Origin of the sequence: Gracilibacillus salitolerans (genome assembly GCF_009650095.1) — a bacterium.
GTDB lineage: Bacteria > Bacillota > Bacilli > Bacillales > Amphibacillaceae > Gracilibacillus > Gracilibacillus salitolerans.
In genome coordinates, this window is sequence record NZ_CP045915.1 from 3,212,093 (window position 1) to 3,225,105 (window position 13,013).

The window sequence follows — 13,013 nt, forward strand, 5'->3', positions numbered from 1 at the left end:
AGGTCCACGGACGTCCTATAAGCGGCACTTTTGTCACAAATAGCGGAACAAATGTCCACCCCTTGTAATCTAAGCAGTCAGTCTAATTCAAGTCAATGTTCACGTTATTTCTCGCAGTTTATGTTTATATAGCAAAAAGAATCTACCTGAATGGATAGATTCTTTGCAGATGTTTTATGCTAATTTTTCAATAAAGTTTTCGATTTCTTCTTTCGTTTTTCTGTCTTTACTTACGAAACGGTCTAATTCTTTCCCATGATCATAAGCCAAGAAGCTTGGAATTCCGAAAATATCATTGTTTGCACAAATATCAATAAATTGATCTCTGTCGACATACACAAATACATAGGCATTATATTTTTCTTCTATTTCAGGTAAAATAGGCTCAATCACACGACAATCTGGACACCAATCTGCTGAAAATAAAAAAATTACTTTTTCTTCGTTTTTCAACTGTTCAAATTCTTGTTCTGATTGTATAGTTCTCATATTACGATGCTCCTGTCTCTTCATATGCTATAGAGTTGGCGATATCCATCATATCTATTACATCTTGCTCTAATTCACTTTTATCACTTATTGTCGTAACTTTAACACCGCCAACACCTAATTGTACTTCGAATTGTTCTTCATGTTCTACAATATTAATATAACCAAAACGATCCTGGTCTTCAAAGGAAACTAACCACTCATGATCAAGTTCTTCCTTTGCTGCTTCATAATTTAACCGGCTCGTTTGCGACTCTAACGCATTATAAAATAAGATAAATTTTTGTTTTTCTTTGGTCAGTATCAAATTATTTACGGTTTGTTCTTCTACTTCAAATCCTTCTGGTAGATATAAAGCAAAGTTATCTACTTGTTGATTTTGGTCTTTTGCACTTTGTTGGAATTGTTGTTCTGCTACTTCGACAGCTTCTGATAAGACTTCCTCAGTTGGTTTGATCATCCATAAACTCATTCCTATTAAAAAAACGATTAATAAGGAAATAGCTACCAAACCAGATTTTTCCATTTTCATATAAATCCTCCTGATATTTTAGTCCTATTTTCCCCCTTTTACTATCATACTATTTTTTAATTATTTCACAAGAAAAAATTCATGCCATTTATTTACTATTCCCATGGTAATGTGCTTGTCCTGCCAGAAGCTTTACTACATGTGTAAACATATCTTCACGTGAAACATGCGAATCTGTAAAGATACCGATAGCACCTTGGTGATGACGAATATCATTTATTTTTGTCCATTCTCTCATCATTTCGCCTAATTCTTGTCCATTTAATAAAGGTTTAGCAATTTCATCTGGCAGTGGAATTCTTGCACCACTAGCAATATATAAGTGATCATCTGGTGTGACAAGAGCACCCCAATTACACAAGAATACTTGACTGTTGATTTGCATAATCCCACCTTCGAGACCGATACCATAGCAATGTCCCTCTGTTTGTTTACTTGCTTTCGCTCGATTTATTGCCCCTTGCATTGTCTCCATATCCGATTTGGGTTGGGCATGTACTCCTGAAGCAACGTCAGCACTCCTGATCGTTGCATCAACAAATATACGCTGAACAGCCTTCACTTTTGCTTTATTATAAGAACCTATAACAATTTTCATTATCGACGTTCACCCATTATTTCGAATTGTATCTACCGTGTTTTGATCTGTTTGTTTTACCAGTTTGATTAACAACTCTTTGGCTGCTTGATAATCGTCTACATGAATAATCGATGCATGTGTATGAATATAACGAGAGCAAATACCAATAACTGCTGAAGGAACCCCCTGATTGGATAAATGAACACTACCAGCGTCTGTTCCACCTTGTGAGATAAAGTATTGATACGGAATATTGTTACTTTCTGCTGTATCTAAAACAAAGTCCTTTACCCCATGGTGTGTGATCATCGAACGGTCAAATATACGCAACAGTGCTCCTTTACCAAGTTGACCAAATTCTTTATCATCACCTGACATATCATTGGCAGGTGATGCATCTAATGCATAAAAAATGTCCGGCTTAATCATATTTGAAGCTACTTTTGCTCCACGAAGTCCAACTTCTTCCTGAACAGTAGCACCGGCGTAAAGTTCATTTGGAACAGTTTCATCTTTCAATTCCTTTAACAATTCAATGGCTAAACCACATCCATAACGATTATCCCAAGCTTTCGCTAAAATTTTCTTTTCATTTGCCATTGGAGTAAACTCAGAAACGGGAATAATCGATTGGCCTGGTTTTATCCCCATCTTCTCTGCGTCTTCTTTATTGTCCGCCCCGATATCGATCAACATGTTTTTCTGTTGCATAGGCTTGGAACGTTCTGCTTGCGTCAGATTATGTGGTGGAATCGAGCCAACTACACCAATGATTTTTTTATCGTCTGTATATATTTCCACACGTTGGGATAATAATACCTGAGACCACCAACCACCTAAAGGTTGAAAGCGAATCATGCCGTTACTTGTAATCTGTGTCACCATAAATGCTACTTCATCCATATGACCTGCAACAAGAACTTTTGGGCCTTGGCCATTCTTAACACCAAAAACACCCCCAAGTCTGTCTTGCACGATGTCATCTGCATACTTCGTTAATTCTTGTTTCATAAACTTTCTCACTGAATGTTCATTACCTGGTGCACCTGGAAGTTCTGTCAACGTTCGAAAAAGCTCTAGCGTTTCTTGTTTCATTTGTCGTCATCCTTTCTTTAGTACACTATATCATTTTTATTTATTATTCGAAAAGTATTATACATTTATAGATGATGCCAGTTTGAATACCTTTTTACTTGCTTTTTTTCGATTATTATCCTTATGATGAAGATATATGTTTCGTCATTTAACTTAATCAATGGATGGAGTGAAACGATGAATAAGAAGAATACAATTATTGTTGCAGGTTGTGCCTTTTTATTGGGGTATTTTCTAAAACAACAACAGAATGAGAGACAACGAATAAAGCCGGAAAAAGCTTTAAAAGTCGTAAAAGAGTGTTTTCAAAAGAAGTATGAAGTAAGTGGTTCGTGGATTTATATGAAATCTGAACCATTACAAAAGAATGGACTTGAATACGAAGTTTATCACGGCGGCATTACCAAATATATTAATAGTGAATATGTACCATATGAATTTTATGTAGATGCATACACAGGAACTGTTATTGATATGTTCCCACAACATCCAAATCAAGTCCATACTACTGCTTAATAATGCCCAACCGGTAACCCAGAGCAAATATGCTTATACGAAAAAAACCGAGCTCCTCCGCTCGGTTTTTTCGTATGAAAAGGATAAAATGATGTAAAAATCATATAATGCGAAAGCTTGCTTGAGCAGATGCTGACTTATGCCCATTGGGTAAAAGCGAAGTATTCTGCCGGAGCGTATCCAACTTAATCAAATATGCGAGTGATTTGCATGGTTTTTAAATTGGAAATTGTACTCGACACCGGTATATGGGTTGTCCTTTTGCAGAGAATTTTTCTTCATATTCTGTCATCACATTTGTTGGGTCTTCTAGTGCATGTAAATCTAATGTGACTTCTTCCAATGTACAGCCAAATTGTGAGAAACTTACTAAAGAATACTCAAACAATCCCCTATTATCAGTTTTCAATACTAATTCACCATTGGGTTTTAAAATTCTTTGATACTGTTTTAAAAAAGCATGATACGTTAACCTTCTCTTTTCATGTCTGTTTTTAGGCCATGGATCAGAAAAATTAAGGTAAATTTGATCTATTTCATCATCTTCAAATAAATCTGACAGGTCCTGTGCATCTTCATTTATTAATGTTACATTCGATCGCTCTGCGTCTTTTACTTTTTCCACTGCAGACACAATAATACTTTTGACTAATTCAATCCCTATGAAATGAATATAAGGATACTGTGCTGCCATTCCTTCAATAAATTGGCCTTTTCCTGTTCCGATTTCTAAATGCAATGGTTTATCTTTACTTATAAGCTGTTGCCATTTACCTTTATTTTCTACTGGATTTAATTCTACAAGCTCCTGATTATCTTTCAAATAATCATCAGCCCATGGTTTATGTCTTGCTCTCATTAATTTAGCTCCTTTATGCAGTGAGACTTCTATTAGTGGGGGTTTTATTAACCCCTACTAATAGTTAGCGAAACTTATCAGGGTGTTAGCGTCCGTTATCTCACACTTAGCTTCTTTGATTTACTCGAACCTTGAATTGGGGGTTTTACGGACGATTAGCACCGTGATAAAAGAGTATAGTTATTTTTCATTTTGCCATTTCTAGTTTTGAACATACATGAAATTGGCTTTTGCCAATTATTTAGCAAAAGCCTTCTACTTTGGATTACTGTATATTATTTTCCTTTTAGAACATGCTAATCATAAAGGTGGGAAATAAGTTATGGCATTAAACACGAACAATCAATTAGATTTACTGCATGACCTATTAAGTCTGCATGCTGAAGAATGTTGTGGCAGTGCTTCAGAATGCGAACAAATATCAAGATTAATCAGATCTCTTCAACAACATCCATCCATTCAAAATAGTGATTTAGTACAAATAGTAGACGTCATCGATCAATACGGAACGTTAGGTGCTACATCCAATAATTTAGATGACCATATTACTAAGCACCAACCCGAAATCGAACAGTGGTTACAAGTTATTAAAGATTCCAATCATTAATTTGATGAAGAAGCTGATTTAACTCATTTAAATGAATATCGGCTTCTTTTATTTTATGCCGGCTTTCAGACCATACATAGCCAATTATTTCCTCAATCATTAAATACCAGTGCATTCGCTGCATTAAATGTCTGCTATTTTCAATTCCATAATGTTCAAGCCATTGATCCCATTCCTGCTTTGGTATATACGATTGAAGAATTCTTCCAATATCCATAGCTGGATCACCAACACGAGCATTATCCCAATCTATTAAATATAATTCACCATTATTAGATAACATCCAATTGTGATGGTTTAAATCACAATGGCATACAACTTGTTGATCATAATAAACGTCTAATATACGCTTTTCTAAGTATTTGATCGCCTTGTATATTGTAAGCGAATGACGAGCAAATTTATTTCCTTGCACGAATTGTTTCATTCTTACTAACATTTGATCTGGAGTGATGGTGGTTTTTTCAATCCGTAACAACATATCTAATAGTTCAGAGGAATGATGGATTTTACTCAATAATTTGGCTACTTTAGGGTGCTGCATTTCCTCAATATTTAAAGCTTTACCATCTAACCATTGTTGAGCTGTTACTACATCACCGTTCTCAAGGCGCTTTGTCCAAACAAGTTTAGGTACAATACCTTGTGCAGATAGTACAGCCAAAAATGGAGATGAATTTCGTTTTAAAAATAGTTTTTTCTGATTCGATTGGGCATAATACGCCGCACCAGTTGATCCACCAGCAGGAATAATCGTCCAATCTTCACCTAGAATATGTTCCACAGCTGTCACCCTCAAATCCTCTTCATAATCTCTTAACCTCTTTATCTTTAAAAAGGGAATAGTAATAATAGATTAACGCAAAATCAGGTATAATTTCAAGAGAAAATTTAAATTTCGACAAAAATATTATCTTTTTTGTCATTTTGAAAAAGAATCTGGCGTATCCTCTTGTTCCCATTCCGGTCTTTTTACCGCAACTGACTCACAATGTTTTAATAATGCTTCAGCTACTTTTAATTGCTGATGTTTTAATGGTGTATATAATTGTTGCTTTTCTTTTAGCCATTCTTCATGACGATCACGATCAATAAATTTAGTATGATATGGCTCTAATTGATATTCGATCAGATTCGTTCGTGATAGGATTACTTTTTTTACTGGGAAATCCAGTTGATATTTTTTTAATATACTTTGGATTACAGTTTCCGTTCTTTTAGTACTAATTAAAGGACTTAAAAATTTACTCTGAATATTGTTTTCCTCCAAAAACCACAATCTTGCATCATTTGGAATAATAGTCTGATTACTTGGCTTTTCACTGAGTGTGATGATTTCAATTTCCAACGGACTAATTAAAACAATTTCACCTTCCATTGGACCATTTTTTAGTTGGAATACTGGAAAGTACAAGAGTAAATGGGTATCAGGTATTCGTTGTAAAAAGTATTTTAATAAAAAATCCTGATAATAGTTGCGGTCTATAAAAGACATTTCATTGATCGTTGTTGAAGCCCATTTTAATTGAAACGGAATTAATGTATCTAAGAAGTAGTGTTTTAAATCTTCCTCTGTAGCTGGTAATATATCAAATTCATCTGATTCTTCTTCGGTATCTAATTCATCTGATTCGGAACGACTATTGAAAAAAGAACGCCATCTTGAAAAATTAGTTTCTTTTAAGTCTTCTTCATTTTTTCCTTCTAGTTTAAGTTGCATCTGATCTTCCCATAAATATTTTAAACGTTCCCAGTTTTCCTTTTTTAATCGTGAAAATTGACTTGGATAATGAAAAATATCTCGTTGATAACGCGATATATAATTTTCCAATTTAATTAATTGAGCCACTATGTCACCTCATTTCAGTTCAAACTGTCGCCAAATTTGATATTTTTGTTTTTTCTCTGGATGTATTTCGTATATAACCACTTTATTCACGTGTAGTTGTTTAACGCCTGTTGGTTGGTTAAGTATTGATTGATGCTGTAATTGTTGTTCACTCGCCCATTTCTTAGCAAGCGTTATATGGGGAGTAAAAGTACGTTTCTCTATCGGTACATACTTCGCTACTATTTGTTGAACATCGTAATGTAATTGTGATAAAGCAGAATTGTTTTTAACACCCACCCATAAAACGCGTGGCCTATCGGGAGAACCAAAGGTAGACAGGTCACCTATTTCAGCTGTAAATGCTTCATTGTTCAACTGTTCTACTTGTTCAACTATCCTATATAATTTCGATTTATTGATTGCTCCAAAAAAATGTAATGTAATATGGAAATCGTTCTGATTTACCCAGTTTTTATAATGAAAATCTTCCTTTATCTTTTGTTGAATCTGATATAGCCATTTTTTTGTTTCAGTGTTTAATTCAACAGCAATAAAGTAATGCTTATTTATATTGTTCATCTCGTTATCCTCTTTTTATTTTCTGATAGGTTGGTTTATCACATATAACATACAATTCAGCGTCATTAGGTATAGTCTCATCAAGCATTCGATTGATATTTAATTTTTCACGATCAGCAACAAGTGTTGCCCCTTCTTTCAATAAATCATCAAATGCATCTTTATACGTATTCCACGATGATTTTACAGGTACATAAAATAAATCGTCACCTTGTGATCTCCGAAGCAACTGACCAAATATGTTAGACATCCCATTTCGAAATGCTGAACGTACAAATAATGACGAAATCGTTTCATTTGATATAATGAATTCATCAATTTGCAAATATTTAAAATTCTTAATATGGTTTTCCTCCATAACCTCTACGATTGTGTGTACTTCTGGTGCCATTTCTGTAATAGTAGAAGCTATTAATAATGTTTTACCATCAGCTAATTGGCCATCCGCAATATCATCATCCGAAAAAATTAAAACTGATTTCGCTTCTTTAATATTTGCCTTCTCTAACGGTTCTTTTTCAGAGGGATTTCCTTTTATGTAATAAATATTGCTTTCTAACATTGGTGCTGTTTCTAATTGATCTATAATAATTATTTCAATATCTTGATGGGTTGCAAGCATTTCCTTAATAGCAAACTTTGCCTTTTGAGACCATCCGATAATAATATAGTGCCCTTTTCCTTTATACATAATATCACCTTCCTGTCTTTTTTTACGATAAATCGCCAGACTATCAATAATTTTCCCAATCACTACACCAATAAGCCCGATGCCAAAGACATATAAAAATAATGCCAACCATCTGCCTCCAACTGTTACCGGATAGAGATCACCGTATCCAACTGTTGTTACGGTGGTCATCACCCACCATAAACCATCAAAAAATGTTGGGAAGGAATCTCTCTCTATGAATACGATTAACATTGATGAAAGTATAACTAGCAGAAAACTAACTATAAACAACATGTAATTCGGAATATGAATGACTCTTTTCATCAATTGTTTTAGTATGTGCATAAAATATCCACCTCGATTTTTTTAAATTATCTGTAAATTAAAGGTTATATGTAGAAAATACCTTAAATAAAGTGTAAAATAGGAAGTACATCATGAATATGCTTTAACAAGGTTTAACTTGAAAACTTTGAAGGAGTGATTTTTTGAGTCAATCAACCACCCGCATGCTAACTCGTGTGAAGGCTGTCTACCTATTTATTAGAAAAAATGGACCGGTCACCACGAGCCAAATAGCTGAAGAGTTTGGCATTACTGATCGCACCGTACAACGAGATTTACATTTGCTAGCATATAATGGGCTTGTTAATAGTCCAAATCGGGGAAGTTGGAAAATCACAAATAAAAAAGTAAAGATCTCTTAAAATAATTGATTGTATATATCCTTAACCAGTATTGGTACTAATACTGGTATTTTATTGACTTCTTAGTTGATCTAACTCTTCTGTTGTTAACTCCCGATATTCCCCACTTTTTAGCTTCTCATCTAAATGCAAGGTCCCCATCGCCAAACGTTTCAAATACAATACACTATTATCAACAGCCTCAAACATTCGCTTTATCTGATGAAATTTTCCTTCTGTAATTGTAATTTCCACCATTTTATCTTCGATAGTTCGCAATCTCGCAGGTTTAGTCAAATAACCATCTTCTAACTGTACACCTTCTGCAAATTGCCTCACCTCACGTTCGGTAATATTCATCGCTATTTTTGCTATATATATTTTATCTACATGTTTTCTTGGTGAAAGTAATTTATGTGCGAGCTGACCATCATTCGTTAATAATAATAAACCTTCCGTATCTTTATCCAAACGTCCAACAGGAAAAGGTTCTAATACCTTATCCTGTTTTTTTATCAAGTCCAGTACAGTTTTTTGCTTTTGATCTTCCGTTGCTGACAGATAGCCCGCAGGTTTATGCAACATTAGATAGATATATTCTTTATACTGAATTAATTTATCATCATATTTTATTTGATCTTTATGCGGTTCAATATGAATATCTGCTTTGCGAATGATTTTTTCATTAACTGTGATTCTTTTTTTCTTTACTAATGTTTTGACATCTTTCCGGCTACCGTAACCCATGTTAGCTAAAAATTTATCTAAACGAATAGCTGTTACCTCCTTTCTATCTTCTAATTAGTCGATCTAAAATGGCGATTCTTCTTCCTGTTATCCTTTCAAATAAGGTTGATGCATAACCTAAATATAGATATACAGCACCACCTGCAGTGACACCAATCAGCATCATTAATACAGCGTGGATTCGATTTTCATGAACATCTAGGAATAAGCCAAATACGTAATTTACTACTAACAACACAATTGCCATTATACTTGTAAAAATCAGCATTAATAGCGATAATTTATAAAATTTACGGTAACTAAAGCTGATTGCTTTTTTAATTTGCAACAAGTTAAGAATCACTGCTATACTTGTTGCAATCAATGTAGCAATAATAGCCCCTTTTGCTTCGAAGATTTGAATAAAAATAGAATTTAACAAGACTTTGGTAAGTATTCCTGCCGATAAGCTAATTAATGTAAAGTTTTGTTTTTCGATCCCCTGCAGAATCGATGACGTAACGGTAAAGAAAGCAAACGTTAGTGCCACAGGTGCATACCATGCAAAAACTTCACCAGTTATATTAATATTATCTAATCCAAATAAACCACCATAAATAGGATCTGCAAGAAGAATTAATCCAAATACAGCTGGCAGAACAAAAAACATGATAATTTGTAATGCCTGATTAATTTGTGCTTTTAATTTTTCCATCTTATTAGCGTTAAAAGCATTAGTAATCTCTGGAATTAAAGCTAGCGATAACCCTGTTGCAATGGTAACAGGAATGATTACTAATTTATGTCCTTGTAAATTAAAAGCAGAAAAAGCAATATCTGCTACATTCCCTTGGCCAATTGCAGACATTGCGTGATCAAACGTAAATTGATCAATAAGTTGATATATAGGAATAGCTATTCCTACAAGTACAAAGGGACCTGAATATCTAAACAATTCTTTTAATAATTCTTTTACTGGAATATTCACTTTTTCTTTTTGGTTTTCTATCGCTACATCTAAATATTTTTTACGTTTTCTCCAGTAAAAAGCTAGCACAACCCAAGAAGCTAGACCACCAACAAATGCAGAAAATGCCGCAAATCCAATTGCAATCGTATTAGTTCCACCCACAATTTCTAAGACTACAAAAACGGATACTAATAAAAACGCTATTCTGATAATTTGTTCTATTACTTGAGATACTGCTGTTGGCCCCATTGATTGGTTTCCCTGAAAAAAGCCTCTCATAATAGCCATACTAGGAATAATAATTAAAGCAAAACTGACCATTTGAATAACAGATTTCACTTGATCAGTGGTTATACCTGGACTGTTTTCATCTTTTGTCCAACTTGCTATCAGATCAGCACCAAAATACATAATCAAAAAGGCTACAAAGCCCGTTATTAACATTAACAAACTGCCTATTTTTAACATTCTCATACTTGTATAATGGTCATTTAATGTATTATATTTTGCTACAAATTTGGAAACTGCTAAAGGTACGCCTACCGTTGCTACACTTAGCAATATGGTATATGGGATATAGGCATATGAATATAAAGCTGTTCCAGTTTCACCTACCATGTTAGCGAAAGGAATAACATAAATCATCCCTAAAAATTTCGATAAAAAACTTGCTCCTGTGAGCAAAAGTGTACCACGTAAAAAATTTGAACTTGACATGCTTTCACCTTTATTCATTAAATTATGTAACGTTAATATTTTAACATAGCAGTACACAGAATGTTATTGATTTCGACAGATAATTTGTGAATCTGGTCGAACTACGATAAAGTGAAACTATGATCAGTGGGGGTTTGACTTCACTGATTATTAGCAAAACTTATTAGGGTATTAGGCGTCTGTTACCTTGTGTTACTTAATGTGAGGTGTCTTACAGACGATTAGCATCGTGATAAAATCTTACTACAATGAAATATGAACGGAAGGAAGAACAATGAAGATGATGGATGTAACGATTATTGGTGGTGGTCCAGCTGGACTGATGGCAGCAATTGCTTCAGCTGAGCAGGGAGCCAAAACCATGTTAATTGATAAAGGAAATAAACTTGGAAAAAAACTAGCGATATCTGGTGGTGGAAGGTGTAATGTAACGAATCGCTTACCAGCTGATGAAGTAATGAAACATATTCCTGGTAATGGCCGGTTTCTTTATAGTGCCTTTTCCATTTTTGATAACTATGACATTATAGACTTTTTTGAAGGCCTGGGAGTTGCTCTGAAGGAAGAAGACCACGGTCGAATGTTCCCGGTCAGTAATAATGCAAATGACGTTGTCAACGCATTATTACACCGATTAGATGAACTAAATGTTACTGTAAAGAAAAACACTGTCGTAAAAGCTATTGACTACAGAGAAAGCACACATCAAATTGTAATTGACAATCAGGATAACCTAGAAACCAAGGCAGTCGTTATTGCTGCAGGAGGAAAGGCTGTTCCTCATACTGGATCAACAGGTGACGCATATCCATGGGCAAAAAAAGCCGGACATACGATTACAGAATTATATCCGACAGAGGTACCAATTGTTTCTAATGAAGATTTTATTCGTAAAAAATTATTACAAGGTACTGCTTTACGCAATGCTGCATTGTCAGTTTATGACGAAAAAAGAAAAAAAGTCATCACACATCAAATGGACATGCTATTTACACACTTTGGTATCTCTGGCCCTGCGGTATTAAGATGCTCACAATATATTGTTAAGCTGTTAATGAAAGGTCTAACACATGTTGAGGTACGAATAGACTCCATTCCTGACAAAACAGTACATGAAATTGTCTCAGAACTTTCCATAACAATAGATAAAAATTCAAAAAGGACATTCAAAAATGTTGTCAAAGGATTAGTTCCTGAAAGATACTTGGATTTTTTATTAGAACGTAATGATATTTCACAAACGCTTAAAAGTGCTAATATTTCCCGGGAAAAGCTTGAAGGATTTGTAAATGATCTTAAAGCCTTTTCTTTTCAGGTTCATGACAGCCTTCCATTACAAAAAGCCTTCGTTACAGGGGGAGGTGTCTCCATTAAAGAAGTCGTTCCAAGTACAATGCAATCTAAATTAATGCATGGTCTATATTTTTGTGGAGAAGTGTTAGACATTCATGGATATACAGGTGGTTATAATATCACTTCTGCTATGGTTACCGGGAGAGTAGCAGGTATGCACGCCGCTTGGGAAAGTCTAAGTTCATAATACAAAAGCATATTAAAAATCTAGACTTCAGCTTTATGCCTAGTCTAGATTTTTCCCGATTATAGGGTACACTAATTCAAAACGTTCACATACAACTAATATTTGCTCGTTAAACGTTTGATTGATTTCATTAAGTTCCCTCTCAAAAAAAGCTTGATGAACTTTACGCCAATATTTTAAGCTACGATCTCCTTCTCCTTCTAAGTATGCGTGTTCCTCAGATACCTCTTCGAATGGCATAATATTTACTTCGACAGTTTTGAGTATTGCAACTGGCGCATCATTTCCATCTAAAATTATATTATAAAGCCCAACATAAGGTATCGAGTCACTCTCAACTTGATACATTATATAATTAGAAGATGTTGCTGTCTTTTTACCTTCTAAAACTAATTGAGCAAGGTCATCAGCATGTTGTTTGCTTGATCCGAATGGCCAGGCATCATATGTATCAGGTGCATTTGGAGATATCTTTTTAAATTGACGCCAATATTCGTCTATTCTTTCCTGTGACATTTAAGTTCCACCTTTTATTTTTAATAAATTGACCTACAAAATTGCTTTAAGAACCACTGTAAGGCTTCGTATTTGTCTTTTTTCATATAATAAAAAC

The 13,013-nt window shown here is 34.3% G+C and carries 16 protein-coding genes; 4 read left to right on the plus strand and 12 right to left on the minus strand.

Going from position 1 to position 13,013, the window contains the following annotated elements; translation table 11 throughout:
* Positions 1 to 174 precede the first annotated feature (174 nt).
* From GI584_RS15450 to GI584_RS15465, 4 genes are all read right to left on the minus strand, one after another.
* Positions 175 to 489: a thioredoxin family protein gene (locus GI584_RS15450; RefSeq protein ID WP_100359876.1), complete on the minus strand. Its 315-nt coding sequence runs from the start codon at positions 487 to 489 to the stop codon at positions 175 to 177.
* A gap of 1 nt (position 490) precedes the next feature.
* Positions 491 to 1,021, minus strand: a complete 531-nt coding sequence (locus tag GI584_RS15455) for a hypothetical protein (protein ID WP_100359875.1) — start codon at positions 1,019 to 1,021, stop codon at positions 491 to 493.
* An 88-nt stretch (positions 1,022 to 1,109) separates the two neighbouring features.
* Positions 1,110 to 1,619, minus strand: coding sequence for a DUF84 family protein (locus GI584_RS15460; RefSeq protein ID WP_153791764.1), 510 nt, complete (start codon positions 1,617 to 1,619; stop codon positions 1,110 to 1,112).
* A 9-nt stretch (positions 1,620 to 1,628) separates the two neighbouring features.
* Positions 1,629 to 2,696, minus strand: coding sequence for a M42 family metallopeptidase (locus GI584_RS15465; protein ID WP_100359873.1), 1,068 nt, complete (start codon positions 2,694 to 2,696; stop codon positions 1,629 to 1,631).
* Positions 2,697 to 2,873: 177 nt separating this feature from the next.
* Here GI584_RS15465 and GI584_RS15470 point away from each other — a divergent pair, with 177 nt between their 5' ends.
* Entirely contained in the window at positions 2,874 to 3,212 is a 339-nt protein-coding gene (locus GI584_RS15470; RefSeq protein ID WP_100359872.1) for a PepSY domain-containing protein, read from the plus strand.
* Positions 3,213 to 3,429: 217 nt separating this feature from the next.
* Here the strand turns inward: GI584_RS15470 and trmB are convergent, their stop codons facing one another.
* The gene (gene trmB / locus GI584_RS15475) at positions 3,430 to 4,071 is read right to left on the minus strand and encodes a tRNA (guanosine(46)-N7)-methyltransferase TrmB (protein WP_153791765.1); all 642 of its coding nucleotides are present in this window, start codon (positions 4,069 to 4,071) and stop codon (positions 3,430 to 3,432) included.
* Positions 4,072 to 4,393: 322 nt separating this feature from the next.
* On the opposite strand from trmB, the gene GI584_RS15480 reads away from it, so the two are divergent.
* Positions 4,394 to 4,678, plus strand: coding sequence for a YtzH-like family protein (locus GI584_RS15480; protein ID WP_100359870.1), 285 nt, complete (start codon positions 4,394 to 4,396; stop codon positions 4,676 to 4,678).
* On the opposite strand, the gene GI584_RS15485 is transcribed toward GI584_RS15480, so the two are convergent.
* The 4 genes from GI584_RS15485 to GI584_RS15500 all read right to left on the minus strand — a co-directional run bounded on the left by GI584_RS15485 (position 4,659) and on the right by GI584_RS15500 (position 8,106).
* The gene (locus GI584_RS15485) at positions 4,659 to 5,462 is read right to left on the minus strand and encodes a phosphotransferase family protein (protein WP_100362464.1); all 804 of its coding nucleotides are present in this window, start codon (positions 5,460 to 5,462) and stop codon (positions 4,659 to 4,661) included. The two genes, GI584_RS15480 and GI584_RS15485, sit on opposite strands and share 20 nt — an antisense overlap.
* A 138-nt stretch (positions 5,463 to 5,600) precedes the next feature.
* Positions 5,601 to 6,527 (minus strand): hypothetical protein, encoded by a 927-nt coding sequence (locus tag GI584_RS15490; RefSeq protein ID WP_100359869.1) that lies wholly within the window; start codon positions 6,525 to 6,527, stop codon positions 5,601 to 5,603.
* A gap of 9 nt (positions 6,528 to 6,536) precedes the next feature.
* Positions 6,537 to 7,088 (minus strand): RNA 2',3'-cyclic phosphodiesterase, encoded by a 552-nt coding sequence (thpR, locus tag GI584_RS15495; protein ID WP_153791766.1) that lies wholly within the window; start codon positions 7,086 to 7,088, stop codon positions 6,537 to 6,539.
* Positions 7,089 to 7,092: 4 nt separating this feature from the next.
* Entirely contained in the window at positions 7,093 to 8,106 is a 1,014-nt protein-coding gene (locus GI584_RS15500; protein WP_153791767.1) for a potassium channel family protein, read from the minus strand.
* A gap of 143 nt (positions 8,107 to 8,249) precedes the next feature.
* Between GI584_RS15500 and GI584_RS15505 the strand changes: the two genes are divergently transcribed.
* Entirely contained in the window at positions 8,250 to 8,468 is a 219-nt protein-coding gene (locus tag GI584_RS15505; protein WP_100359866.1) for an HTH domain-containing protein, read from the plus strand.
* A gap of 51 nt (positions 8,469 to 8,519) precedes the next feature.
* Here GI584_RS15505 and GI584_RS15510 read toward each other — a convergent pair whose 3' ends face one another.
* A complete protein-coding gene (locus GI584_RS15510; protein ID WP_153791768.1) occupies positions 8,520 to 9,221 on the minus strand; it encodes a pseudouridine synthase in 702 nt (233 codons plus the stop codon).
* Between the two features lie 16 nt (positions 9,222 to 9,237).
* On the minus strand, positions 9,238 to 10,860 hold the full coding sequence (locus GI584_RS15515) for a putative polysaccharide biosynthesis protein (RefSeq protein ID WP_153791769.1): 1,623 nt from the start codon (positions 10,858 to 10,860) through the stop codon (positions 9,238 to 9,240).
* Between the two features lie 274 nt (positions 10,861 to 11,134).
* Here GI584_RS15515 and GI584_RS15520 point away from each other — a divergent pair, with 274 nt between their 5' ends.
* Positions 11,135 to 12,400 carry a BaiN/RdsA family NAD(P)/FAD-dependent oxidoreductase gene (locus GI584_RS15520; protein ID WP_153791770.1) on the plus strand — a complete coding sequence of 422 codons (1,266 nt, stop codon included), beginning with the start codon at positions 11,135 to 11,137 and terminating at the stop codon, positions 12,398 to 12,400.
* A 39-nt stretch (positions 12,401 to 12,439) separates the two neighbouring features.
* Here GI584_RS15520 and GI584_RS15525 read toward each other — a convergent pair whose 3' ends face one another.
* A complete protein-coding gene (locus GI584_RS15525; RefSeq protein WP_153791771.1) occupies positions 12,440 to 12,916 on the minus strand; it encodes an ASCH domain-containing protein in 477 nt (158 codons plus the stop codon).
* Between the last annotated feature and the right edge of the window lie 97 nt (positions 12,917 to 13,013).

Excerpts from the sequence above, each read along its gene's own strand:
- GI584_RS15470 (WP_100359872.1), top strand. The coding sequence starts at position 2,874 with ATGAATAAGAAGAATACAATTATTGTTGCAGGTTGTGCCTTTTTATTG.
- GI584_RS15520 (WP_153791770.1), top strand. The coding sequence starts at position 11,135 with ATGAAGATGATGGATGTAACGATTATTGGTGGTGGTCCAGCTGGACTG.
- GI584_RS15515 (WP_153791769.1), bottom strand. The coding sequence starts at position 10,860 with ATGTCAAGTTCAAATTTTTTACGTGGTACACTTTTGCTCACAGGAGCA.
- trmB (WP_153791765.1), bottom strand. The coding sequence starts at position 4,071 with ATGAGAGCAAGACATAAACCATGGGCTGATGATTATTTGAAAGATAAT.
- GI584_RS15525 (WP_153791771.1), bottom strand. The coding sequence starts at position 12,916 with ATGTCACAGGAAAGAATAGACGAATATTGGCGTCAATTTAAAAAGATA.
- thpR (WP_153791766.1), bottom strand. The coding sequence starts at position 7,088 with ATGAACAATATAAATAAGCATTACTTTATTGCTGTTGAATTAAACACT.
- GI584_RS15500 (WP_153791767.1), bottom strand. The coding sequence starts at position 8,106 with ATGCACATACTAAAACAATTGATGAAAAGAGTCATTCATATTCCGAAT.
- GI584_RS15450 (WP_100359876.1), bottom strand. The coding sequence starts at position 489 with ATGAGAACTATACAATCAGAACAAGAATTTGAACAGTTGAAAAACGAA.
- GI584_RS15480 (WP_100359870.1), top strand. The coding sequence starts at position 4,394 with ATGGCATTAAACACGAACAATCAATTAGATTTACTGCATGACCTATTA.
- GI584_RS15465 (WP_100359873.1), bottom strand. The coding sequence starts at position 2,696 with ATGAAACAAGAAACGCTAGAGCTTTTTCGAACGTTGACAGAACTTCCA.
- GI584_RS15455 (WP_100359875.1), bottom strand. The coding sequence starts at position 1,021 with ATGAAAATGGAAAAATCTGGTTTGGTAGCTATTTCCTTATTAATCGTT.
- GI584_RS15460 (WP_153791764.1), bottom strand. The coding sequence starts at position 1,619 with ATGAAAATTGTTATAGGTTCTTATAATAAAGCAAAAGTGAAGGCTGTT.